Annotated in this window: 25 protein-coding genes and 4 tRNA genes; 22 read left to right on the forward strand and 7 right to left on the reverse strand. The window is 69.1% G+C overall.

The genetic code is table 11. From position 1 onward, the window contains the following. Nucleotides 1-13: 13 nt before the first annotated feature. Complete coding sequence (locus QRN16_RS01010; protein WP_373425200.1) at nucleotides 14-922, reverse strand: 1,4-dihydroxy-2-naphthoyl-CoA synthase; 909 nt, start codon at nucleotides 920-922, stop codon at nucleotides 14-16. Nucleotides 923-973: 51 nt separating this feature from the next. Between QRN16_RS01010 and QRN16_RS01015 the strand changes: the two genes are divergently transcribed. The 4 genes from QRN16_RS01015 (at nucleotide 974) to QRN16_RS01030 (ending at nucleotide 5,388) form a co-directional block, all read left to right on the forward strand. Then, nucleotides 974-1,585 (forward strand): PaaI family thioesterase, encoded by a 612-nt coding sequence (locus QRN16_RS01015; protein ID WP_027504536.1) that lies wholly within the window; start codon nucleotides 974-976, stop codon nucleotides 1,583-1,585. Then, nucleotides 1,582-2,565 (forward strand): o-succinylbenzoate synthase, encoded by a 984-nt coding sequence (locus tag QRN16_RS01020; RefSeq protein WP_285184338.1) that lies wholly within the window; start codon nucleotides 1,582-1,584, stop codon nucleotides 2,563-2,565. The genes QRN16_RS01015 and QRN16_RS01020 overlap by 4 nt, the downstream gene beginning before the upstream one ends. Before the next feature lie 101 nt (nucleotides 2,566-2,666). After that, nucleotides 2,667-3,110, forward strand: coding sequence for a DUF6918 family protein (locus tag QRN16_RS01025; RefSeq protein ID WP_037184699.1), 444 nt, complete (start codon nucleotides 2,667-2,669; stop codon nucleotides 3,108-3,110). A gap of 73 nt (nucleotides 3,111-3,183) precedes the next feature. Continuing rightward, a complete protein-coding gene (locus QRN16_RS01030; RefSeq protein ID WP_285184339.1) occupies nucleotides 3,184-5,388 on the forward strand; it encodes a glycoside hydrolase family 3 C-terminal domain-containing protein in 2,205 nt (734 codons plus the stop codon). On the opposite strand, the gene QRN16_RS01035 is transcribed toward QRN16_RS01030, so the two are convergent. Together QRN16_RS01035 and QRN16_RS01040 are read right to left on the reverse strand one after the other, a co-directional pair. Then, complete coding sequence (locus tag QRN16_RS01035; RefSeq protein WP_285184340.1) at nucleotides 5,385-6,449, reverse strand: AbrB family transcriptional regulator; 1,065 nt, start codon at nucleotides 6,447-6,449, stop codon at nucleotides 5,385-5,387. The genes QRN16_RS01030 and QRN16_RS01035 overlap by 4 nt on opposite strands. After that, nucleotides 6,446-7,039 carry a flavin reductase family protein gene (locus tag QRN16_RS01040; protein ID WP_027504541.1) on the reverse strand — a complete coding sequence of 198 codons (594 nt, stop codon included), beginning with the start codon at nucleotides 7,037-7,039 and terminating at the stop codon, nucleotides 6,446-6,448. Before QRN16_RS01040 ends, QRN16_RS01035 begins: the two co-directional genes overlap by 4 nt. An 83-nt stretch (nucleotides 7,040-7,122) precedes the next feature. Between QRN16_RS01040 and menD the strand changes: the two genes are divergently transcribed. Beyond that, entirely contained in the window at nucleotides 7,123-8,733 is a 1,611-nt protein-coding gene (gene menD / locus QRN16_RS01045) for a 2-succinyl-5-enolpyruvyl-6-hydroxy-3-cyclohexene-1-carboxylic-acid synthase (protein WP_285184341.1), read from the forward strand. Here menD and QRN16_RS01050 read toward each other — a convergent pair. Next, nucleotides 8,730-9,230 (reverse strand): DUF2505 domain-containing protein, encoded by a 501-nt coding sequence (locus tag QRN16_RS01050; protein ID WP_027504543.1) that lies wholly within the window; start codon nucleotides 9,228-9,230, stop codon nucleotides 8,730-8,732. The two genes, menD and QRN16_RS01050, sit on opposite strands and share 4 nt — an antisense overlap. A gap of 117 nt (nucleotides 9,231-9,347) precedes the next feature. On the opposite strand from QRN16_RS01050, the gene QRN16_RS01055 reads away from it, so the two are divergent. The 4 genes from QRN16_RS01055 (at nucleotide 9,348) to QRN16_RS01070 (ending at nucleotide 12,810) form a co-directional block, all read left to right on the forward strand. Beyond that, nucleotides 9,348-9,797, forward strand: coding sequence for a DUF3592 domain-containing protein (locus QRN16_RS01055; RefSeq protein ID WP_051613160.1), 450 nt, complete (start codon nucleotides 9,348-9,350; stop codon nucleotides 9,795-9,797). Nucleotides 9,798-9,884: 87 nt separating this feature from the next. Then, nucleotides 9,885-11,030, forward strand: coding sequence for a glycosyltransferase family 4 protein (locus tag QRN16_RS01060; protein ID WP_027504545.1), 1,146 nt, complete (start codon nucleotides 9,885-9,887; stop codon nucleotides 11,028-11,030). Between the two features lie 30 nt (nucleotides 11,031-11,060). Then, nucleotides 11,061-11,765 (forward strand): demethylmenaquinone methyltransferase, encoded by a 705-nt coding sequence (locus QRN16_RS01065; RefSeq protein ID WP_027504546.1) that lies wholly within the window; start codon nucleotides 11,061-11,063, stop codon nucleotides 11,763-11,765. A gap of 61 nt (nucleotides 11,766-11,826) precedes the next feature. After that, nucleotides 11,827-12,810, forward strand: a complete 984-nt coding sequence (locus QRN16_RS01070) for a hypothetical protein (RefSeq protein ID WP_222631853.1) — start codon at nucleotides 11,827-11,829, stop codon at nucleotides 12,808-12,810. 32 nt (nucleotides 12,811-12,842) lie between these two features. Here the strand turns inward: QRN16_RS01070 and QRN16_RS01075 are convergent, their stop codons facing one another. Beyond that, nucleotides 12,843-14,120 carry a geranylgeranyl reductase family protein gene (locus tag QRN16_RS01075; RefSeq protein WP_056441675.1) on the reverse strand — a complete coding sequence of 426 codons (1,278 nt, stop codon included), beginning with the start codon at nucleotides 14,118-14,120 and terminating at the stop codon, nucleotides 12,843-12,845. 82 nt (nucleotides 14,121-14,202) lie between these two features. On the opposite strand from QRN16_RS01075, the gene QRN16_RS01080 reads away from it, so the two are divergent. After that, the gene (locus QRN16_RS01080; protein ID WP_051613090.1) at nucleotides 14,203-15,237 is read left to right on the forward strand and encodes a polyprenyl synthetase family protein; all 1,035 of its coding nucleotides are present in this window, start codon (nucleotides 14,203-14,205) and stop codon (nucleotides 15,235-15,237) included. A 72-nt stretch (nucleotides 15,238-15,309) separates the two neighbouring features. Continuing rightward, on the forward strand, nucleotides 15,310-16,176 hold the full coding sequence (htpX, locus tag QRN16_RS01085; RefSeq protein WP_027504550.1) for a zinc metalloprotease HtpX: 867 nt from the start codon (nucleotides 15,310-15,312) through the stop codon (nucleotides 16,174-16,176). A gap of 1 nt (nucleotide 16,177) precedes the next feature. On the opposite strand, the gene QRN16_RS01090 is transcribed toward htpX, so the two are convergent. Beyond that, entirely contained in the window at nucleotides 16,178-16,669 is a 492-nt protein-coding gene (locus QRN16_RS01090; RefSeq protein ID WP_056441678.1) for a YajQ family cyclic di-GMP-binding protein, read from the reverse strand. A 144-nt stretch (nucleotides 16,670-16,813) separates the two neighbouring features. On the opposite strand from QRN16_RS01090, the gene QRN16_RS01095 reads away from it, so the two are divergent. The 11 genes from QRN16_RS01095 (at nucleotide 16,814) to rplA (ending at nucleotide 21,658) form a co-directional block, all read left to right on the forward strand. Next, a tRNA-Tyr gene (locus tag QRN16_RS01095) sits at nucleotides 16,814-16,896 on the forward strand. A gap of 171 nt (nucleotides 16,897-17,067) precedes the next feature. Next, nucleotides 17,068-17,140 (forward strand) — tRNA-Thr (locus QRN16_RS01100). A gap of 35 nt (nucleotides 17,141-17,175) precedes the next feature. Beyond that, a tRNA-Met gene (locus QRN16_RS01105) sits at nucleotides 17,176-17,248 on the forward strand. Nucleotides 17,249-17,346: 98 nt separating this feature from the next. Beyond that, nucleotides 17,347-17,514: a 50S ribosomal protein L33 gene (gene rpmG, locus QRN16_RS01110; RefSeq protein WP_027504552.1), complete on the forward strand. Its 168-nt coding sequence runs from the start codon at nucleotides 17,347-17,349 to the stop codon at nucleotides 17,512-17,514. Nucleotides 17,515-17,704: 190 nt separating this feature from the next. Next, on the forward strand, nucleotides 17,705-18,259 hold the full coding sequence (gene hadA / locus QRN16_RS01115; protein WP_051613161.1) for a (3R)-hydroxyacyl-ACP dehydratase subunit HadA: 555 nt from the start codon (nucleotides 17,705-17,707) through the stop codon (nucleotides 18,257-18,259). Continuing rightward, the gene (gene hadB / locus QRN16_RS01120; protein WP_027504553.1) at nucleotides 18,249-18,677 is read left to right on the forward strand and encodes a (3R)-hydroxyacyl-ACP dehydratase subunit HadB; all 429 of its coding nucleotides are present in this window, start codon (nucleotides 18,249-18,251) and stop codon (nucleotides 18,675-18,677) included. The genes hadA and hadB overlap by 11 nt, the downstream gene beginning before the upstream one ends. Nucleotides 18,678-18,809: 132 nt before the next feature. Then, nucleotides 18,810-18,885 (forward strand) — tRNA-Trp (locus QRN16_RS01125). 80 nt (nucleotides 18,886-18,965) lie between these two features. After that, nucleotides 18,966-19,424: a preprotein translocase subunit SecE gene (gene secE / locus QRN16_RS01130; protein WP_285184342.1), complete on the forward strand. Its 459-nt coding sequence runs from the start codon at nucleotides 18,966-18,968 to the stop codon at nucleotides 19,422-19,424. A gap of 70 nt (nucleotides 19,425-19,494) precedes the next feature. Beyond that, nucleotides 19,495-20,340 (forward strand): transcription termination/antitermination protein NusG, encoded by an 846-nt coding sequence (nusG, locus tag QRN16_RS01135; protein WP_056442340.1) that lies wholly within the window; start codon nucleotides 19,495-19,497, stop codon nucleotides 20,338-20,340. 77 nt (nucleotides 20,341-20,417) lie between these two features. Beyond that, on the forward strand, nucleotides 20,418-20,852 hold the full coding sequence (rplK, locus tag QRN16_RS01140; protein WP_027504556.1) for a 50S ribosomal protein L11: 435 nt from the start codon (nucleotides 20,418-20,420) through the stop codon (nucleotides 20,850-20,852). Between the two features lie 86 nt (nucleotides 20,853-20,938). After that, complete coding sequence (gene rplA, locus QRN16_RS01145) at nucleotides 20,939-21,658, forward strand: 50S ribosomal protein L1 (protein WP_027504557.1); 720 nt, start codon at nucleotides 20,939-20,941, stop codon at nucleotides 21,656-21,658. A 60-nt stretch (nucleotides 21,659-21,718) separates the two neighbouring features. Here rplA and QRN16_RS01150 read toward each other — a convergent pair whose 3' ends face one another. Continuing rightward, a complete protein-coding gene (locus QRN16_RS01150; protein ID WP_051613162.1) occupies nucleotides 21,719-22,564 on the reverse strand; it encodes an alpha/beta fold hydrolase in 846 nt (281 codons plus the stop codon). Nucleotides 22,565-22,658: the final 94 nt, after the last annotated feature.

Here is a 22,658-nt window from a genome sequence, read left to right on the forward strand (position 1 = left end):
CGTCGGTCGCCTCTCAGAAGTACCAGGGGTAGGGAGACCAGTCCGGCTCACGCTTCTCGAGGAACGAGTCGCGACCCTCCACGGCCTCGTCGGTCATGTAGGCCAACCGCGTCGCCTCGCCCGCGAACAGCTGCTGCCCCACCAGCCCGTCGTCCTGAAGATTGAACGCGTACTTGAGCATTCGCTGCGCCTGCGGGGACTTGCCGTTGATCGTGCGCCCCCACTCGATGGCGACGGTCTCGAGGTCGGCGTGATCGACCACCTTGTTCACAGCACCCATCCGGTGCATGTCCTCGGCGGTGTAGGTGTCACCGAGGAAGAAGATCTCGCGAGCGAACTTCTGCCCCACCATCTTCGCCAGGTACGCGCTGCCGTATCCGCCGTCGAAGCTGCCCACGTCGGCGTCGGTCTGCTTGAAGCGGGCGTGTTCCCGGCTCGCCAGAGTCAGGTCGCAGACCACGTGCAGACTGTGTCCGCCGCCCGCGGCCCACCCGTTGACGAGGCAGATCACGACCTTGGGCATTGTGCGGATCAGGCGCTGCACCTCGAGGATGTGGAGCCGTCCCGCGCGCGCCCGGTCCACGGTCTCGGCCGTGTCGCCGCTGGCGTACTGGTAGCCGGACCGCCCCCGGATGCGCTGGTCGCCGCCGGAACAGAAGGCCCACCCGCCGTCCTTCTCGCTGGGCCCGTTGCCCGTGAGGAGGACGGCGCCGACGTCGGAGGTCATCCGGGCGTGGTCGAGCGTGCGGTACAGCTCGTCGACGGTGCCGGGGCGGAAGGCATTGCGTACCTCGGGGCGATCGAACGCGATGCGCACGGTGCCGTCGGTGACGTGGCGGTGGTACGTGATGTCCACCAGGTCCTCGAAGCCGGGGACCGCGGTCCACTGCTCGGGCTGGAACGGCGAGGTCTGATCGGTCACCCTCGACAGCCTAACGACGGACCGAATCGGACTCCGCGTTACCGTCGTCCGATGACCGACGATTCCCCCCACGGCGGATTCCCGAAGTTCACCAGGGCCACGCCGCCGCCGGACTACGGCCGGTTGATCGAGGCGTTGCGCACCGTCCAGGACCTCGCGGTGTCCACGGACCTGCCGGACGACCAGCTCGCCCTGGCCGCCGACCAGGCGGAGAAACTCGCTGCGACCATGGCGCCGTACGTGGTGCCGGAGGGTCTGTCACCGGCGGGCCGCGCGCTGGAGCTCCCGGGCCGCGGCAGTCTGCTGATGCTGCCGTGGACCATCGAGAAGTACGGCGCCGAGGGCGTGCGGTCCACCGGTGTGTTCCGCCGGTTCCATCTCGGCGGCAACGGCGCAGCCCACGGCGGCACGCTGCCGTTGCTGTTCGACGACCTCTTCGGGCTGATCCAGCACGCGTACGGTCGCCCGATCAGCCGCACCGCCTTCCTGCACATCGACTACCGCGCCGTGACCCCGTTGAACGAGCAGCTCGTCGCCGAGGGGCACGTGACGAAGGTCGAGGGTCGCAAGACGTTCATCGAGGCCCGGTTGACCAAGCAGGACGGCACGCTCGTCGCCGAGAGCAACGCCCTCATGGTGCAGTTGCTCCCCGGCCAGCAGTGACGGCGGCACCCGCTCCCGGGCTCGACGAGATCGTCGCGTCGGCCCACGTGCTGTCGCTGCCCATGCGCACCCGGTTCCGCGGCATCACGACGCGGGAGGTACTGGTGTTCTCCGGACCCGCGGGATGGGGCGAGTTCGGCGCCTTCCCCGAGTACGACGACGCCGAGGCGTCGGCGTGGCTGCGTGCCGGCATCGAGATGGCCTGGCAGGGCGCGCCCGATCCGGTGCGGGACCACGTCGAGGTCAACGCCACCGTGCCCGCGGTGCCCGCCGCCGAGGTGCCCGCCGTGCTCGCGCGCTATCCCGGCACGCGCACGGCGAAGGTCAAGGTCGCCGAGAAGGGCCAGACCCTCGACGACGACGTCGCACGAGTAGAGGCGGTCCGGGCGCTCGTCCCCACCGTGCGTGTCGACGCCAACGGGGGCTGGACGGTCGACGAGGCCGAGACGGCCCTGCGCGCCCTCACCGAGAACGGTGACCTCGAGTACGCGGAGCAGCCCTGCGCGACGGTCGAGGAACTCGCCGAGGTGCGCAGACGCGTGCGCGGAGTGTCGATCGCCGCCGACGAGAGCATCCGGCGAGCCGAGGACCCGCTGCGCGTGGTGCGGGCCGGGGCCGCCGACGTGGCCGTCGTCAAGGTGCCGCCGCTGGGCGGGGTGCGGGCGGTGCTGCGGCTCGCCGAGGAGTTGGCGCAGTACGGCGTCCCCGTGGTCGTGTCGAGCGCCCTCGACTCGGCGATCGGCATGTCCGCGGGACTCGCTGCGGCGGCGGCCCTGCCGTCGAGTGCCGCGTGCGGCCTGGGCACCGGCGCACTGTTCGTCACCGACGTGGCCGAGCCGCGAGCACTCGTCGACGGTCGTCTGCGGGTCGACACCGTCGTCCCCGATGCGGATCGACTCCGCGAGCTCGCCGCCCCGGACGATCGGCGGACGTGGTGGCTGGAGCGTCTCGCCCGGTGCCATCCCCTCGCTCTGTTGTAGGGTCGCGCCGACCAGAAACCTTCTCCGAGAACGGCGTTTGCGCCCGACTCCAACCAAGAGAACGGCCTCCGGCCTGACTCCCGACGACAGGATTGTTTCCCGTGGCATCACTGCAGACCACCCTCCTCGACGAGAACACCGCACCGGCCGTGCGCGCGGACGTCCGCGCGCTCATCGACGCCGAGGTCTCCGACAAGAAGGGCGCCTCCGGCCTGGCGGTCAAGGGCGGATACGGCGCCGTGAAGAAGGTGAGCCCCAGCGTCGTCGACGATGCGGTCGCCAAGCTGTGGCCGAGCTTCGTCGAGAAGCTCGACCCGTTCTGGCAGCGGTACCAGGCCGCGCCGACCGGCACGTTCGGTGAGTTCCTCGCCGCGAACGGTGACGAGGCGTCCGACGCGCTGCTGTCCGTCACCGACGCGCGCATCGACGAGACCAGCAAGTCGACCATCAAGAAGGCGTACTCCTCGCTCCGCCCGTCGGCGAAGAAGAACGTCACCGAGGCTCTCCCGCGCGTCGGCGCCCTGGTGCAGAAGTACGCAGCCTGACCCCCGTGCGCCTTTCGCGTATCCCCGGATGCGCGAAAGGCGCACGGAGGGCCGGATCGTCGATGATGGAGCCATGACTCCACGCAACGATCTCGCAGCCCTCACCAGTGGACGCAACTTCTGGAGCACCGAGCAGCAGGGCGGGCTCCCGGCGATCACGCTGACCGACGGCCCGCACGGCGTGCGGATGCAGGCGAGCGACAGCGACATGTTCTCCGGACGACCCGCGACATGCTTCCCGCCGGCCACCGCCACCGCGAGTACCTGGGATCCCGACCTGCTGCGGCGGATGGGAGAGGCGTTGGCCACCGAGGCCCGGTCGATGGACGTGTCCGTCCTGCTGGGCCCCGGCATCAACATCAAGCGCAGCCCGCTCGGTGGCCGCAACTTCGAGTACTTCTCGGAGGACCCGTTGCTCACGGGCACGCTCGCCGCCGCCTACGTGCAGGGCGTGCAGAGCCGGGGCGTCGGCACCTCGCTCAAGCACTTCGCGGTCAACAGCCAGGAGACCGACCGCATGCGCGTGAGCGCCGAGGTGGACGAACGCACCCTGCGCGAGATCTACCTCAGGGCGTTCCAGCGTGTGGTGGAGCAGGCGCAGCCGTGGACCGTCATGTGCTCCTACAACCGCATCAACGGCGTCCACGCCTCGCGGAACCGGTGGCTCCTGACGGACGTGCTGCGCGGCGAGTGGGGTTTCGAGGGCGCCGTCGTGTCCGACTGGGGCGCCGTCGTGGACCGGGTCGACTCGATCGCCGCGGGCCTCGACCTGACGATGCCCGGACCCGACGCTGCCGGTGACCAGCGGGTCGCCGACGCGGCGGAGTCCGGTGCGCTCGATCCGGGCGCTCTCGAGACGGCGGCGGCGCGCGTGCGCGCACTGATCGAGCGCGCGCAGGACGCGAGCGGTTCCGTGGACGTCGATCACGATGCCCACCATGCGCTGGCCCGAGAGATCGCGAGCCGGGCGATCGTCCTGCTGAAGAACGACGGTCTGCTGCCGCTCGAGCCGGGTTCCGGGTCGATCGCCGTGCTCGGCGAGATCGCCCGCACCCCGCGCTACCAGGGCGGCGGTAGTTCGCAGATCACCCCGACCCGGTTGGACGACGCGCTGTCGGCGATCACCGCTGCCGCGCAGGGCGAGGTGGCGTTCGCGCCCGGGTACGACGCCGACCACGCGTCGACCGAGGAGACCGACGCCGACGACGGACTGCTGAACGAGGCCGTCGAGCTCGCTCGCACGCACGACATCGCCCTCGTCTTCGTCGGCAACGATCCCGAGACCGAGGGCATGGACCGCACCACGCTGGCGCTGCCGGAAGGCCATCTGGCCCTGGTCGAGCGAGTGCGCGCGGTGAACGAGAACACCGTGGTGGTGCTGTCGAACGGCGGCGTGGTCCTGACGTCGCCGTGGGACACCGACGTCCCCGCGATCCTCGAGACGTGGCTGCTGGGACAGGCCGGCGGCGGAGCGATCGCCGACGTGCTGTTCGGCGTCGTGAACCCGTCGGGACGGCTCGCGGAGACCGTTCCGCTCCGGCTCGAGGACCACCCGTCCTACCTGGACTTCCCCGGTGAGCACGGGGTCGTCCGCTACGGCGAGGGCATCCACGTGGGCTACCGCGGCTTCGATGCGCGCGAGACCGACGTGTCGTACCCCTTCGGATGGGGCCTGTCGTACACGACGTTCGAGTACGGCGACGTGACCGCGACGGTGGGGGAGCACGGCATCGACGTCACGGTGCCGGTGACCAACACCGGGAACCGGGACGGCCGGGAGGTCGTGCAGATCTACGTGTCCGCGCCCGACGAGGACGCGCACCGTGTTCCGCGTGAGCTCGCGGCGTTCGAGTCGGTCGAGATCGCCGCGGGTGCGACCGAGACCGTGACTCTCACCGTCCGGCGTGCCGACCTGGCGTACTGGGACACCCGGGTGTCGTCCTGGATCGTGGCGCCGGGCGAGTACGTCGTGGCCGCGGCGGCATCGTCGCGCGATCTCCGGAGCGTCGCGATCGTCTCCGTGACGGGCGACGACGTCCGCCTGCCATTGACGGCCGAGTCGACCGTCACCGAGTGGCTGGACGATCCGCGCGGCGGTGACCTGCTGCGGACGGCCATCGAGGACGGCGACGGACCGTCGGTGGCACAGGCGATGATGGGCAACCCGGAGACGGCAGTCTTCCTGTCGAGCGTCCCGCTCGCCCGCATGGTGGCCTTCGGCGACGGAACCCTGACACCCGATGTCGTCGCGCGGCTCGTGCAGGACGCGAACGGCTAGCCGCGCCCGCGTGCCCGGGTGAACAGCGGGACCACCAGCAGCATCATGAACACCCGGAGCACCTGGGCCGCCACGACGAAGGTCACGTTCACGCTGCTCGCCGCCGCCAGCGCGAGCACCGCGTAGATACCGCCCGGCGTCGTGGCGAGGTAGGCCTCGTACGGGGTGATACCGGTGGTGCCCACCAGGATCAGGCCGAGCAGCGCGCAGCCCACCGCGATGGCGATGATCAGCAGTACTGCCCACGGGATGATGCGGCCGATGGACTTCAGGCTGTCGAGGGTGAACTGCAGGCCGGCCTGCCACCCGATGACGATGTAGACGAGCTGGAGCAGCAGAAACGGCACGCCGGCGTCGCCCGTCCACCCCAGCAGGTCCGCGGCACCGGAGATCAGCAACGGTCCGAGCAGGGCGGGCGCGGGCAGGCGGATCAGTCGGCCCAGCGGGATGCCCACCAGCAGGCACACAACGATGAAGAGCGCGTCCGTCCAGAGCGGGGCGGAGGCGGTGTCGAGCGATCCGCTCTGTCCGGTGTCCGCCGAGAAGACCACCGTGGCGACGAACGGTAGCGACGCGGTGACCAGCAGCACCCGGACGTACTGCACCACGGCGACCACCCGCTCGTCGCCGCCCAGATCACGGGCGATCGCGACCATGCCGGACGCACCCCCGGCCACGAGTGCGAGGGCGCCGGTGGTGGCGTCGAGGTCACGATGCAGTCCGAGGAGAGCGCCGGCCGCGATGGACAGCACCAGGGTGCCGAGCGAGACGACCACCACCCAGATCCAGTCGGACCCCAGCGAGGACATCGTGTCCCGATCGAGCAGGGTGCCGATCTCGACGCCGAGCACGGCCTGCGCGCCCATCGACGCGGTGCGCGGAACCTTCCCCGGGCCCCACCCGCACAACGCGAACACCGTCGCCACGGCGAGCGCGACGAACAGCGCGGCCGACGGAACGCCGACCCGCTCCGCCAGGACGGCGACGACGACGGTCGCCAGAGCGAGCGAGGCCCAGCGCACCGTGCGCGAGCGGTCGAACGGGACCCGATCCGGATTCAAGGCCTGTCGGGGCGCTGGATTCGTCGCACGGCCGGGGGCATGCCCCACTCGTCGCGGCCGAGCCGGCTCAGCGGTGCGAGGGCGCCGAAGTCGGGCAACCCGTCCTCCGCGAGGAACTCCGGACGCACCGTGATCATCGTGACCGCGCCCATGACGACGAACGAGTTGCCCACCTCGACCACCTGATGGAGCGTCGCCTCGATCGAGAGCGGGGACGCGACGACGCGCGGCGGGCGGACGGTCTCACTGGGCTCGCTCTCGAGGTCGACCGCGGTGTACTCGCTCACCGAGGCGTCGTAGTTCGCGGACGTCTGATTGATCTGCTCGAACAACGACTCGGTGGCGAGGTTGACGACGAACTCGCCCGTCTCCTCGATGTTGCGCAGGCTGTCCTTGCGGCCGACCGACGTGAACTGCACCACGGCGGGTGCGCTGGAGGAGACGGAGAAGAAGCTGTACGGCGCCAGGTTCGGTACGCCGTCCGCGGAGACCGTCGACACCCACGCGATGGGTCTGGGCACCACTGACGTGGTGAGAAGCTTGTAGTAGTCGCCGGCGTCCATGGTCTGCGGATCGAAGTGTGTGCGCACCGGTTCATCGTGCCAGGGCCACGCGCGCCCTGGAGGCCGGCCGATCATTCAGGCAGGTCCGGCATCTGTGACACTCTGAAATGGTGAATCCGTCCACCTCTCAAGCCGCCGTCGTAGTCGACGAGATGATCCGCGGCGGCGTCCAGGACGTCGTGCTGTGCCCCGGATCGCGTAACGCGCCGCTCGCGTTCGCGCTCGAGGCCGCCGACCGCGCCGGTCGCGTCCGCCTGCACATGCGCATCGACGAACGCACCGCCGGCTTCCTCGCCATCGGACTCGCCGTGTCCGGCCGCCGACCCGTCCCTGTCGTGATGACGTCCGGAACCGCCGTCGCCAATCTCGGACCCGCCGTGCTCGAGGCCAATTACGCCCGCATTCCGCTGGTCGTGCTCAGCGCCAACCGCCCCTACGAGATGCTCGGCACCGGCGCCAACCAGACGGTCGAGCAACTCGGCCTGTTCGCGGGTCAGGTGCGCGCGACCATCAGCCTCGGTCTCGCCGAGGAGTCCGACCAGGTCAACAGCCAGTGGCGGTCGGCCGTGTGCCGCGTCCTGGCTGCCGCACGCGGTACGCGCTCGGGCAACGCCGGCCCGGTCCACTTCGACATGCCGCTGCGCGAGCCCCTCACGCCCGACCCGGCCGACTCCCGCCCCGCCCCGGAGGGACGTCCCGACGGCTCCCCGTGGACCACCACGCAGTACGCGACGCTCGACGTTCCGGTGGACCTGGACCTCTCGGTGGACACCGTCGTCATCTCCGGACACGGCGCCGCCTATCGGCCGGAACTCGCCGGGCTGCCGACGGTCGCCGAGCCGACCGCGCCTCTGCACGGCCACCCGCTCAACCCGCTCGCGCTCGGTGCGCTGTCGCCGCGCCAGGCCATCATCACCGGGCGTCCCACGCTGCATCGTCAGGTCTCGAAGGTGCTGGCCGACCCGGCCGTCTCCGTCATCGCTCTCACCACCGGACCCCGCTGGCCCGACGTCTCGGGCAACGTCGTGGCGACCGGAACGCGCGCGCTGGGCACCGGGACACCGTCACCCGAGTGGCTGCGTCGCTGTGCCGACGCCTCGGAGTCGGCCGATGCCGCGGTCCGCGGGCAGCTCGACTCGCTCTCGATTCCAACGGGTCTGCACGTCGCCGCCGCCGTGTCGTCGGCACGTCGGCCGGGTGATCTGCTCGTGCTCGGCGCCTCCAACCCGGTGCGCGACATGGCGCTGGTCGGCTACCCGGCGGAAGACGTCCGGGTGCTGTCCAATCGCGGTGTGGCGGGCATCGACGGCACCGTCTCCACCGCGGTGGGCGCTGCGCTGGCACACGACGGCCGCACCATCGCGTTGATGGGGGACCTGACGTTCCTGCACGACGCGTCCGGACTGCTCATCGGCACCGGGGAGCCCCGACCGCGGGACCTCACCATCGTCGTCGCGAACGACGACGGTGGCGGCATCTTCGAACTGCTCGAGCAAGGTGATCCCCAGTACGCGGGCGTCTTCGAGCGCGTGTTCGGCACTCCGCACGGCATGGACCTCGCGGCGCTGTGTGCCGCCTACCGGATCCCGCACCGGCGGGTCGATCCCGACGAGCTCGCGAAGCTGCTCACGGGTCACGCCGAGGGCACCCGGGTGCTCGAGGTGACCACCGATCGGTCCGGTCTACGCGATCTGCACGCGTCGATCCGCGCTGCCCTCTAGGCCCTGTCGGCGAGGTACTCCCGTGCCTGCTTGCTCTCGGAGTGCACCATCTTGCCGATCATCTCGGTGACCATGCCCTCGATCTTGCCGCCGACGAACGGGACCTTCACCTCGGCCGTCCCCTTCAGGGTCAGGCGCGATCCGGTGCCGTGAGGCACCAGTTCGAACGTTCCGCGCACCTTCGAGGTCAAGCCCGTCGATCCGCCTTCGAGCGTGCCGTTCGCACGGTCGCCTTCGAGCGGTCCCCAGCTGTCCTTGCGCGTGATCACCAGGTCGCCGCGAATCACCTTCCGGACGAACCCCGGCAGCACGGACGCGCCGACCCCCTCGGAGATCACCACGTCGAAGCCGCCGTCGGGCCGGTGCGAGTACTCCACGCTGGCCCGGTCGGAGACCTCCTTGGTTCGCTTGTCCCACAACGCTTCGTCCGTCAAGGCGGAGTGCGCCTGCGCCGGTGTCACGTCGAAGTCCTCGGTGTAACTGAATTTCCGCCCCATGGCGGGAGACGTTACTCGGCGTACCGCTGCCGACGTCCTGCGTGGTGCGGTCGCTAGCCTGTCCTGGTGAACCCCGTCGTCCCGAGTCCGGCCGGTGCCGAGATGTCCGGTGGCGACATGCCTGCTGTCGAGAACTCCGAGGCGGACGAGGCCCCCGTGCGGCGCCGCTCGCGCGTTCCCACCGTTCTCCTGGTGATCGCCACCGTCGTCTCGGTGCTCGCGGTCCTGTTGGTCCTCGCGGCGTGGCGCAACGACCACACCATCTCCTCGGACGAGGGCGTCGCCACGGCCGAGGTGCTGTCGGCCGGACGTCTGCGCTCGGCGGTGAGCTTCGTGACTCCCGACGGCGAGATGCACAATCCCAAGCTCGGAGTGCTGTACCCGACCAACCTCGTCGCCGGTCAGCGCATCGACGTCGAGTACTCCCGCAGCGATCCCGACCTGGTGCGGGTCGCCGGCCGTGACGCCTCGGTGGCCGTCGTGCCCGCGCTCTCCGTCATCGTCGTCACGTGGCTGATCGCCGGCCCGTCGATCCTCTACCTGCGGCGCCGCGACGCGCGCGTCTGACCCGGTACCGGAGGGTTCGCCCGGGGTTCGCCCGCTGGTCACGTCGCCCTCGCATCGCGGTCGTCGCGGCGCGGAACAGTCCACGGTGTGCGCATAGCCGTGGTCGCCGAATCGTTCCTGCCTCACGTCAACGGTGTCACCAACTCGATTCTCCGCGTGCTCGAACATGCGGAGTCCGCAGGTCACGATGCCATGATCGTCGCGCCGGACACGCCGGCCGGGGTGCCCGCGGCACCGACCTCGCACGGCTCGTTCCCGGTTCTGCGAGTGCCGTCGGTGATGGTCCCCAAGGTGAGTTCGCTGCCCGTCGGCGTGCCGAGCCCCGGTATGACCGCCGCGCTGCGCTCGTTCGCGCCCGACGTGGTGCACCTGGCATCGCCGTTCTCGCTCGGTGCCGGTGGCCTCGCGGCCGCGCGGAGGCTGGACGTCCCGGCCGTCGCCGTCTATCAGACCGATGTCGCCGGGTTCGCCGAGAGTTACGGCCTCGGGTTGACCTCGCGTGCCTGCTGGGCGTGGACCCGCCGGATCCACAAGGGCAGTGCCCGCACCCTCGCACCGTCGACGTCGGCGATGGACGCACTCGCCGCGCACGGCATCCCCCGCGTGCATCGCTGGGGTCGGGGAGTGGACACCGTGCGCTTCGCGCCGTCGTCGCGGAACGCGGAGCGTCGTGCGCAGTGGGACGCGGGCGACGCGCTGGTGGTGGGCTTCGTCGGCCGGTTGGCACCGGAGAAGCACGTGGAACGCCTCGCGGTGCTCGAGCGGACACCGGGCGTGCGTGTGGTGATCGTCGGTGACGGTCCGGAGCGCGCGCGGCTCGAGGCGCTCATGCCGTCCGCGGTGTTCACCGGTCAACTGGGCGGGCAGGCTCTGTCGGAGGCCTACGCGTCCTTCGACGTGTTCGCGCACCCCGGTGAGCACGAGACGTTCTGCCAGACCGTCCAGGAGGCGCTCGCGAGCGGTGTCCCCGTGATCGGACCCGACGCCGGCGGTCCCCGCGATCTGGTGAGCCACTGCCGCAACGGGTACCTGCTGCCCGTGGATCGGTACGAGGAGTTGCTGCCGAGCGCCGTGCAGGCCCTCGCCGACCCCACCACGCGTGCGAGGTTCGCCACGTCCGCGCGCAAGTCCGTCCTGCATCGCACCTGGCCCGCGCTGTGCAGCCAGTTGATCGGCCACTACGAGGCGGTCATCGGCACCTCGGACGTCGGACGGCGGACGACGGCGGCCTAGGTGAGTGCGCGGCCCACGTACTGTTCAGGTGTGGCAGCACACGGCTCCAGAGCGCAACTGGACAAGCAACCGCACGACGTCGCGTCCATGTTCGACGGAGTCGCGAAGCGGTACGACCTGACCAACACCGTCCTGTCCTTCGGGCAGGACCGCGGCTGGCGGCGCGCGACGCGCGACGCGCTCGCGCTGAAGCCCGGGGAAGCGGTGCTCGATCTCGCGGCCGGGACCGGAGTGTCCACGGAGGAACTCGGCCGGTCCGGCGCCTGGTGCGTCGCCACCGACTTCTCCAAGGGCATGCTCCGCGCGGGCCTCTCGCGCGGCGTCCCGATGATCGCGGGCGACGCGATGCACCTGCCGTACGGCGACGACGTGTTCGACGCCGCCACCATCTCGTTCGGTCTCCGCAATGTGGCCGATCACAACGCCGGCCTCGCCGAGATCCTGCGGGTGGTCCGGCCCGGCGGACGGTTGGTGGTGTGCGAGTTCTCCACACCGGTCTTCCCGGCGTTCCGCACCGTCTACATGGAGTACCTGATGAAGGCGCTCCCGGCCGTGGCCCGCACCGTCAGCAGCAATCCCGACGCCTACGTCTACCTGGCGGAATCCATTCGCGCCTGGCCGGACCAGGCGGAGCTCGCGCGGCGCATGCAGTCCGCGGGATGGGGCCGCGTGCAGTGGCGCAATCTCACGGGCGGCATCGTCACCTTGCACAGCGCCGTGAAACCGGTGTACTGAAAGATACGGAGAACGCACCTATCGGTGTTCGTACCGTGTCCGGATACGGCATGATCTGCGCATGCCCGTACCGGATTGGCTGCCCTATGCCACCCTCGCTGCCTCGGCCGTCGCCGCCGGCGGGGCCGGTTGGGCCGTCAGCACCACGCGCATGCACCTCACCAGGGAGACGCGCCGCGCGCGCGAGCTGCGCACCATCCGCGCCGAGCTGACCCACGATTCCGGTCGCCAGGCCGTCGAGACGTCGCTGGTACGCGACCAGGTCACCGAGCGCTACCAGGAATTGTCGGTCGCGCTGACCACCTTCCAGCGGGTCTGGATCGACGCCGTACGTCGCCGGACCGCCCCCGACGCGACCGCACTGCCGCCGGGTGCCGACGACCTGCAGGCCGACGTCGACGCCGCCTATCAGGAACTGCTGCGCATCTCGACGATCACCGTCGTCGTGGCCCGCCAGCGCGTCGCGCCGCTGCTCGAGATGCTCATGTCGCTCGATCTCCGGGTGCTGGTGCCCTACTCCACGACGGGCGCGATGCCAGGTCCGGCCGTCGAGCGGCTGAACCGTGAGCACGGGTTCCTGATCGAGATCCAGCGTCTGCTGCGCGACGCCATGCGCGCCGACCTCGGTCTGCTCGACGCCAACGACCTCGGCCTGTTGATCATGGACACCAAGCGCGTCGTCGACACCCTCTCGCCGGACCGCCGGTCGATCGGCTTCGGCGCCACCGAGCGCCGCATGGTGGAGTACCTGGCCGAGTTCGGGGTGCGGGTACTGGCGGGCGGCAACGAGCGCGACTACACGATGGAGGCGGACCGTTTCGCGTTCTACCAGGCCAAGGACCCGGCGCTCGCCGGCGCGGTCGAGGCCATCCTGGCGCTGTACGGAGCCGAACTGTCCCTCGCCGTCCACGCCGGACTCGACGAGCAGGCACGGCTCCCCGTGCTGCAACGCGTCGTGGCGTCTCTCGAGTGCGGCTTCCGCGATCGCGACGGGATACTTCTGCCGGACGGCACCACCGTGTACGCCTTCCGGCCGGGACGCTGACCGGGCCCGGCTCCTGAGGCAGCCGGGCACTCTCAGGAGAACGGTGGCCGGTCGTCCACCTTCAGCGACGTCGATCCCGCGGCCCGCCAGGCGCGCGCGACCACGTCGCGATCCTCGTCGGTGATGAGGTTGCCCATCACCCGCACGGCGACGGTCATGATCGCGCGCGACCGCATGCCGATCGGCCCCGTGGCGGGCAGGAACCGCGGCACCGTCAGCAGTCCCGCGAGGCGACGAGCGACCGAGAAGCTCTGCCCGTAGTGCTCGCGGAGCACCGCCGGCCACACCTGCGTCAGGTCTGCGCCGTCCAGGTGTTCGGCGATCAGTCGACCACCCTCGAGTCCGTAGTCGATGCCCTCACCGTTGAGCGGATTCACGCAGGCCGCCGCATCGCCGACGAGCGCCCAGTTAGGGCCCGCCACGTCCGAGACCGCGCCGCCCATCGGCAGCAGGGCGGACTGCACGCGCCGCACGCCGCCGCTCAGGCCCCACTCGGACTCCCGTTGTGACGCATAGAGATTCAGGAGAGGTCGCAGCGCGCCGGCAGCCGGGCGCTTCGAGGTGGCGAGCGTTCCCACCCCCACGTTCACCTCGCCGGTGCCCTCGTCGTTCACGCCCAGCGGGAACACCCACCCGTAGCCGGCCTGCAGGGTGCCCTCCCCGTCGCGGAGCTCGAGGTGCGAGGTGATCCACTCGTCCTCACTGCGGTCACTGGTGACGTACGCCCGTGCCGCGACCCCGAAGGCGGTGTCGCGGTGCCACGTACGGCCGAGGATCTTGCCGAGCGGCGAGCGCACCCCGTCCGCCACGATCAGCGTGCGGCAGGCCACGGCGACAGGGCCGTCGGCGGTGTCGAACATCACCTCGGTGACCCGCCCGCTCACCAGCACCGCATCGACGGCCTTGGCGTTCTCCATCATCACCGCGCCGTCGTCGACGGCCACCCGGCGGATCCGGTCGTCCAACTCGGTACGCGGTACCGCAGAACCGATGTCGGGCAGGGAGCCACCCGGCCACGGCAGCGTGAGTTCCTGACCGAATCCGGTGAGGCGTAGGCCACGATTGATCGCCCGCGAGCGCACCCACTCACCGAGCCCCAGCTCGTCGAGCTCGGCCACGGCACGCGGCGTGAGTCCGTCACCGCAGGTCTTGTCGCGCGGGAACGTGGCGGCGTCCGCGAGAATCGTGTCGTGACCAGCTCGTACGGACCAGGCCGCGGCGGCGCTGCCCGCGGGTCCCGCTCCGACGACGAGAACGTCGGTCACGCGTCGAGTTCCCGGTGTCACACCCTGTGCGCGTCCATCCGTCATCGTTCCATCTTGCAGGCACGATAGGTTGGAGGCAGACGCGGCGCCGAGGCCCGGAGCCGCGCGAGGTGTTCGACGACGAGAAATGGGTGCGAGCGCGGTGACCGAGACGAGTGCGAGTGGGGCCACCGTGGTGGCGGGCGTGGATCTCGGGAATGCGGAGTTCGCAGAGATCGTGCGCGCGGCGATGGCCGAGGTCGAGAGCCTGCTCGTGACCGAGCTGTCCGACGGTGAGGACTTCCTCACCGAGGCGGCGCTGCACCTCGCCAAGGCCGGCGGCAAGCGGTTCCGCCCGCTGTTCACCATTCTCACCGGTCAGCTCGGCCCCAAGGCGTCCAGTCCGGACATCGTCACCGCGGCCACCGTGCTCGAGATGGTGCACCTCGCGACGCTGTATCACGACGACGTCATGGACGAGGCCGCCATGCGCCGCGGCGTGGAGTCCGCCAATGCGCGCTGGGGCAACAGCGTCGCCATCCTCGCGGGCGACTACCTCTTCGCACACGCGTCGCGCCTGGTCTCGACGCTGGGCCCCTCCGCCGTGCGTACGATCGCCGAGACGTTCGCCGCGCTGGTCACGGGCCAGATGCGCGAGACGATCGGCAGCAAGCCCGATCAGGATCCGGTCGATCACTACCTCACCACGGTGTGGGAGAAGACGGGTTCGCTGATCGCGACGAGCGGTCGCTTCGGCGGCACGTTCTCCGGGGGCGACGACGAGCACATCGAGCGGCTCGAGCGTCTCGGCGACGCGGTGGGCACCGCGTTCCAGATCTCCGACGACATCATCGACATCTCGTCCGCCGCGTCGGACTCCGGCAAGACGCCGGGTACCGACCTGCGCGAGGGCGTCCACACGCTGCCCGTGCTGTTCGCGCTGCGCGACGAGGGTGCGGACGGCGACCGGCTCCGCCACCTGCTGCGCGGCCCCATCACCGACGACGCGGACGTGGCCGAGGCGTTGACTCTGCTGGGTCGTTCGCCGGGCATGGCCAAGGCACGCGAGACGCTCGACACCTACGCCCAGCGGGCGCGCACCGAGCTGGACGCTCTGCCACAGGGCCCGGCCAACGACGCGCTGCGCAAGCTGGTCGAGTACACGGTCGCCCGCATCAGCTGACGGGAACTACCCGCGTCACCTCGGTCGTTGTTCGTGCAGGAAGCACTGCGGCGAGAGGATCGGCGACACACGATGAAGTTCGCGAACGGCATGAAGACGTTCGGCCTGATGGTCGGGATGTCGGCTTTGATCGTCTTCATCGGCGCTCTGTTCCAGAACTCGACCATCCTGGTGGTCGCGGTCGTCCTGGCCGTCGGCATGAACGGGTACGCCTATTTCAACAGCGACAAGCTGGCGCTGAAGTCGATGCACGCCCAGCCGATCACCGAGGTCGAGTACCCGCGCATCTTCGCGATCGTCCGCGAGCTGGCCACCGCGGCGCATCAGCCCATGCCGCGGCTCTACATCAGCCCCACCAACGCCCCCAACGCGTTCGCCACGGGACGCAACCCGCGCAACGCCGCGGTGTGTTGCACCAGCGGCATCCTGGCACTGCTGAACGAGCGTGAGCTGCGCGCGGTCCTCGGCCACGAGCTCTCGCACGTCTACAACCGCGACATCCTCATCTCGTCCGTGGCGGGCGCCATGGCGGCCGTGGTGTCCGGACTCGCGAACTTCGCGTTCTTCGCGAACGTCTTCGGCGGGCGCGGGAACGGGCAGGGCGCCAACCCGCTGGCCCTGCTGCTGGTGTCGATGCTCGGACCGATCGCGGCGTCCCTGGTGAAGCTGGCCGTGTCGCGCTCGCGGGAGTACCAGGCGGACCAGTCGGGTGCCGAGCTCACCGGCGACCCCCTGGCGCTGGCCTCCGCGCTCCGCAAGCTGCAGAGCGGCACCCAGGCCGCCCCGCTGCCCCCCGAGCCGCGCCTCACGGCCCAGTCGCACCTGATGATCGCCAACCCGTTCCGGGCGGGTGACCGCGCGAGCAAGCTGTTCTCCACGCACCCGCCGATGGAGGAGCGCATCGCCCGCCTCGAGCGCATGGCGGGGCCCTACCGCTGAGTCAGCGGTAGTTGACGAACTGCAGGGCGATGCCGAAGTCCTCGCCCTTGAGCAGCTGCTGAACGGCCTGGAGGTCGTCACGCTTCTTGCTGCTCACCCGCAGTTCCTCGCCCTGGATCTGCGCCTTGACGCCCTTGGGGCCCTCGTCGCGGATCTTCTTCGAGATCTTCTTGGCGTTCTCGGTGGTGATGCCCTGCACCAGCGTGCCGGTGATCTTGTAGGTCTTGCCCGACTGCACGGGATCGCCGGCGTCGAAGGCCTTGAGCGAGATGTCGCGTCGGATGAGCTTCTCCTTGAAGACGTCCAGGGCGGCCTTCGCGCGTTCCTCGGCCTCGGCGGTGATGACGATGGCCTCGTCTCCGGACCACTCGATGCTCGCGCCGGTGCCGCGGAAGTCGAAGCGGGTCGACAGCTCCTTGCCGGCCTGGTTCAGAGCGTTGTCGACCTCCTGGCGGTCCACCTTGCTCACGACGTCGAACGACGAATCAGCCACTGACAACACTCCTTCGTGCGTGATCGGTACGGTGCCGACGGTAGCGTGTCCAGCCGGTTTGCCATCGAGGGGTGCGGTCGTTGTATTCTGCGTATCGCACCTGGAGCGGTCACTCGACGAGTGTCCGGCGCCATGGAGCATCCCGGCAGATTGCCCGAGCGGCCAATGGGAGCGGACTGTAAATCCGTCGGCTTATGCCTACGTAGGTTCGAATCCTACATCTGCCACACCCGACGAGACCCCGGCGAGAATCCTCGCCGGGGTCTCGTCGTCGGGGTGGGGGCAGGCGGCACGCGAAACGCCGCGTGCAACTCGTTCACCAGGCAATTTGGCGAGCGGTCTGACCCCTGTGTAATGTCTTCGAAGGCTTCGACGTGCACCTCGTGTGCGCCGATCCTGCCCCCTTAGCTCAGTCGGTAGAGCGTTTCCATGGTAAGGAAAAGGTCAACGGTTCGATTCCGTTAGGGGGCTCGCGGGACCGAGCGCCGGCCGGCGTCCGGCACCGAGGCGGTGTAGCTCAGTCGGTAGAGCAAACGACTCATAATCGTTGTGTCGCCGGTTCAAGTCCGGCCATCGCTACTCGACAGAGGACTCCGCCGCTGCTGCGCGCAGTGGGGTCCGGTATTCATGACCGACGCAGCACCCGTATCGCGCTCTACCCGAAAGCAGGCATCGACGTGGCCTCCTCCACTGACGTTCGGCCCAAGATCACCTTGGCGTGCGAGGTGTGCAAGCACCGTAACTACATCACCAAGAAGAATCGCCGCAACGATCCCGATCGCCTCGAGATCAAGAAGTTCTGCCCGAACTGCGGAACTCATCGCGCGCACCGCGAATCTCGCTGATCATTCGCACAGCAGCGCTGCCCCGGCACAGTCGCCGTGGCAGCGCTGACGTGTGTCCAGGTGCCGGTGACCCAGTCGGCTCGGCGCCGTCCGTCTCGAACTCGCCCGACAGAGCCGTCCGGACTGTCTCTCGTCCCACGCTCGGGTGTCCCGTGGTGAGTTCCACATCATTCTCGGGGGAGTCGACGACGTGACAGTCACCGCAACCGCAACCGACCGGGGCGACACGCCTGCCGTCGACCCGGCGGTGCACACCGCCAGCATGGTCGGGCACCACTACCGCATGCCCGACTTCTACGAGATCGGGCGCGAGAAGGTGCGCGAGTACTCACGGGCCGTGCAGAACGATCATCCCGCGCACTCCTCGGAGGACGCCGCGGCCGAGCTCGGGTACGAGCATCTCGTCGCACCGGCCACCTTCATCTCGGTCGTCGGCATAATCGCGCAGAAGGCCATGTTCGACGAGGTCATCACCGGGTACGACCTGTCGCAGATCATGCAGGCGGATCAGCGTCTCGAGTTCCACCGTCCGATCGTGGCGGGGGACCGCCTGACCGTCGACGTGAGCCTGGAGTCCTTCCGCCAGATGGGTGGAAGCGACATCATCATCACGAAGAACATGGTCACGGACGAGGCCGGCGAGGACGTCATGACGTCCTGGACGACACTCGTGGCGAAGACCGGCGGCGGTTCCGATCAGGACGCGCTGGAGATGGCGAAAGGTGTCATGAAACATGACTCGTAAGCAGTTCGACCAGGTCACCGTCGGCGACGACCTTCCCGAGCGCACCTACGAGCTCACCCGCGGTGACCTCGTGAACTACTCGGGCGTCTCCGGCGACCCGAACCCGATCCACTGGAGTGATCCGGTCGCGCGCACGCTCGCCGGACTCTCGGACGTCGTCGCCCACGGCATGCTCACCATGGGACTCGGCGCCGGTTTCGTCACCGACTGGTCGGGTGATCCGGGCGCCATCACCGAGTACAACGTGCGCTTCACCAGCCCCGTGCTGGTCAAGGAGACCGAGCCGGCCAAGGTCGACTTCACGGGTCGCATCAAGTCGGTCGACGCGGACACCCGCAAGGCCGTCGTCGCCATCACCGCGAAATACGAGGGCAAGAAGATCTTCGGTCGCGCCGTCGCGACCGTCCAGCTCGCGTGATCCGGCTCTCCGATCGCCGACTCGAGTCAGCGATTTCGGGGGCGTCCGTGAGTGCAGTACACTGAGATCTCCGGGGTCGTACAGCGCTGTGCGCTGTCCGTCGCCGGTACGACCGGATTTCGATCCGGCCGAAGGGGCGTAGCTCAATTGGTAGAGCAACGGTCTCCAAAACCGTAGGTTGCAGGTTCAAGTCCTGTCGCCCCTGCCACGTTCGAAAGCGGTGCTTCGGACAGTGGTCATGCAGAGCATTCGAGTGCAGACACCCTGCCGACGACCGAGAGGAACGACGTGAGCGATCAGCGCGGCGCGCGCGACAGCAGCTCCGACGGTTCCGAGGATCTCGGTGCGGACGATGCTGTCGTCGCCGACGATGCTGCTGCCGCCCACGATGCCGCCGGGTCGAGCCGGCCCTCCGGCAAGCGCGCAGCCCGCCGGACCCGGTCCGCGGACGATGCTCCGTCGCTGATCAAGGATGGTGCCAGGACCACCGCCGGCAAGTCCGTCGCCACCGCCTCTCGTGTCGAGGGCCGCACCCGCGCCGAAGCGACGCCGAAGATGAACATCTTCAAGCGGCTCCGCAAGTTTCTGCGCGAGGTCGTCGCCGAGCTGCGCAAGGTCATCTGGCCCAACCGCAAGCAGATGGTCACCTACACCGCTGTGGTGTTGGTGTTCGTGACGTTCATGGTGGCCTACATCAGTGGGCTGGACCTGGCGTTCATCAGGGGAGTGCAGTGGCTGTTCGGCTGACGCCGGACACGCAGGTCCGCACGACCACCCCGAGTACGACCGGAACGATTACAGGAAGCGAGTGCCTTTCGTGAGCACGCCCCATAACGACGCCACCGAAGTGGCCGCCTACGACGCTCAGGTCGAGGCGACCAAGCAGGGCCTCGAAGCGGAGCAGGCCGCACAGGACCGCGAGACCGACGAGGCCATCGCGGCCGACGTCGCTGCCGCCACCGGTGACACCGACGAGTCGGAGACCGTCGACGCCGATGCGGACGCCGTCGTCGCCGACGACGCTCCCATCGACGCGGAGCCGGTCGACCCCGTCGCCGAGATGAAGGCTGCGCTGCGGCGCGCCCCCGGCGACTGGTACGTCATCCACTCGTACGCCGGATACGAGAACAAGGTGAAGACCAACCTCGAGACCCGCGTCCAGAACCTCGACGTCGGTGACTACATCTTCCAGGTGGAAGTTCCCACCGAGGAGGTCACCGAGATCAAGAACGGCCAGCGCAAGCAGGTCAACCGCAAGGTGTTGCCGGGCTACATCCTGGTGCGCATGGAACTGAACGACGAGTCCTGGGGTGCTGTCCGCAACACTCCCGGTGTCACCGGCTTCGTCGGCGCCACGTCGCGCCCGTCCCCGTTGACCATCAACGAGGTCGTCAAGTTCCTCATGCCGCAGGAGGACAAGAAGAAGGCCACCGCGGGCGCCACCACCGGTGCCGAGGGTGCGGGCGAGACGTCGTCGAAGCCGACCATCGAGGTCGACTTCGAGGTCGGCGAGTCCGTCACCGTCATGGACGGCCCCTTCGCCACGCTTCCCGCCAGCATCAGCGAGGTCAACGCCGAGCAGCAGAAGCTCAAGGTGCTGGTGTCCATCTTCGGCCGCGAGACTCCGGTCGAGCTGGGCTTCACCCAGGTCGCGAAGATCTAGGGCGCTCAGAACCCCCCACAACTTGCAGGCAGTACCGCAAGACATCCGAGAACCACGCAACAACCTAGGAATCACAGATGCCCCCCAAGAAGAAGAAGCTAGCCGGGATCATCAAGCTTCAGATCCAGGCCGGTCAGGCCAACCCGGCACCGCCCGTGGGCCCCGCCCTCGGTCAGCACGGCGTCAACATCATGGAGTTCTGCAAGGCGTACAACGCCGCGACCGAGTCGCAGCGTGGCAACGTCGTGCCGGTGGAGATCTCGGTCTACGAGGACCGGACCTTCGACTTCAAGCTGAAGACCCCGCCTGCCGCCAAGCTGCTGCTCAAGGCAGCCGGCGTCGCCAAGGGTTCGGGCGAGCCGCACAAGACCAAGGTCGCCACGGTGACCATGGACCAGGTGCGCGAGATCGCCAAGACCAAGGCCGAGGATCTGAACGCCAACGACATCGACCAGGCCGCGAAGATCATCGCCGGCACTGCTCGCTCGATGGGTATCACGGTCGAAGGCTGAGCCACCGGCTCACCAGCTCCACAGCATCACGTGGGAGAGCCGGCCAGGCTCGTCAACCACGCTCCGAACAACGAACGGACATCATCATGGCAAAGCGCAGCAAGGCCTACGAGGCCGCAGCAGCGAAGATCGATCAGGACCAGCTCTACTCGCCGCTCTCGGCGGCGAAGCTGGCCAAGGACACCGCGTCGAGCAAGTTCGATCCGACCGTCGAGGTCGCGATGCGTCTCGGCGTCGATCCCCGCAAGGCGGACCAGATGGTGCGCGGCACCGTCAACCTGCCCCACGGCACCGGTAAGACCGCCCGCGTCATCGTCTTCGCCGCAGGCGCGAAGGCCGACGAGGCCGTCGCCGCCGGCGCGGACGAGGTCGGCGCAGAGGACCTGATCGAGCGGATCCAGGGCGGATGGCTGGAGTTCGACGCAGCGATCGCCACCCCTGACCAGATGGCCAAGGTCGGCCGCATCGCCCGCGTTCTCGGACCGCGTGGCCTGATGCCGAACCCGAAGACGGGCACGGTCACCAACGACGTGACCAAGGCCGTCGGCGACATCAAGGGCGGCAAGATCAACTTCCGCGTCGACAAGCAGGCCAACCTGCACTTCGTCATCGGCAAGGCGTCGTTCGACGACGCCAAGCTGGTGGAGAACTACGGCGCAGCCCTGGACGAGATCCTGCGTGCGAAGCCGTCGTCGGCCAAGGGCCGTTACGTCAAGAAGATCACGGTCTCGACCACCACCGGACCGGGCATCCCGGTGGACCCGAACCGTACTCGGAACCTCCTCGAGGACGACGCGACCGCCTGAGTCACTCGCAGCACCGAAGAAGGCCGGCACCCCGTGAGGGTGCCGGCCTTCGTCGCGTTCTCAGGCCTTGGCGACGTTCGTGAGAATCGTGTCGACCACGCGGTCCACCAGGGCGTTCGGGATGTCGTGCGCCATGCCGTCGACGAGCACCAGCTCGGATCCGACCACGTGGCGCGCGATGGCCTTCCCGCCGGCGGGACGCACGAGGGGATCCGCCGTGCCGTGGATGACGACCGTCGGCGCCGTGATCCGCTTCGTGTACTTCGCGAGGCTCCCGGTTCCGGTGATCGCCGCGAGCTGACGGACGATGCCGGCCGGGTAGTAGCCGCGGTCGTACGCCTCGGTCGCGTCGGCGACACGTTCGTCCCGCGTGGTGGGGAACTGCTTGCTGCCGATCGTCTGGAACGTGGTCGCCTGGTGTTCGATGATCTGCTCGCGCGTCGCGTTCTTGGGCGGCGGCTTGAGCAGCGGCGCGAGCGCGCGGACGTCCGGCGGCGGCAGGAACGCCTCGTTGGTGCTGGAGAAGAGGATGGAGACCGAGCGGATGCGCTCCGGGTGCGACCCCGCGACCACCTGCGTGATCATGCCGCCCATCGAGGCGCCGACGATGTGGGCCGACTCGATGCCCAGGTGGTCGAGCAGGCCGACGGTGTCCTCGGCCATGTCCACCACCGTGTACGGAACCGAGCTCGACTGCCCGAGTTCGTGGCGGACCAGTCGCAGCAGGATGTTCCCCGTGACGCGCTGCCCGTCGAGCTTGCCCGAGAGTCCGATGTCTCGGTTGTCGAAGCGGATCACGCGATAGCCGGCGTTGATCAGCTTGCGGCAGAACGGCATCGACCACGTGAGCAGCTGGCAGCCCAGTCCCATGACGAGCAGGATCGGCGGGTTCTCGATGTCGCCCATGTCCTCGTAGGCGATGTCGACCGCGCCGACCGACGCGGTGCCGGTACGGACCTCGACCTCGACCTCGGTCTCGGAACGGCCGGTCTCGGGTGTG

The sequence above is a fragment of the Rhodococcus sp. MEB041 genome (assembly GCF_030208955.1).
GTDB lineage: Bacteria > Actinomycetota > Actinomycetes > Mycobacteriales > Mycobacteriaceae > Rhodococcoides.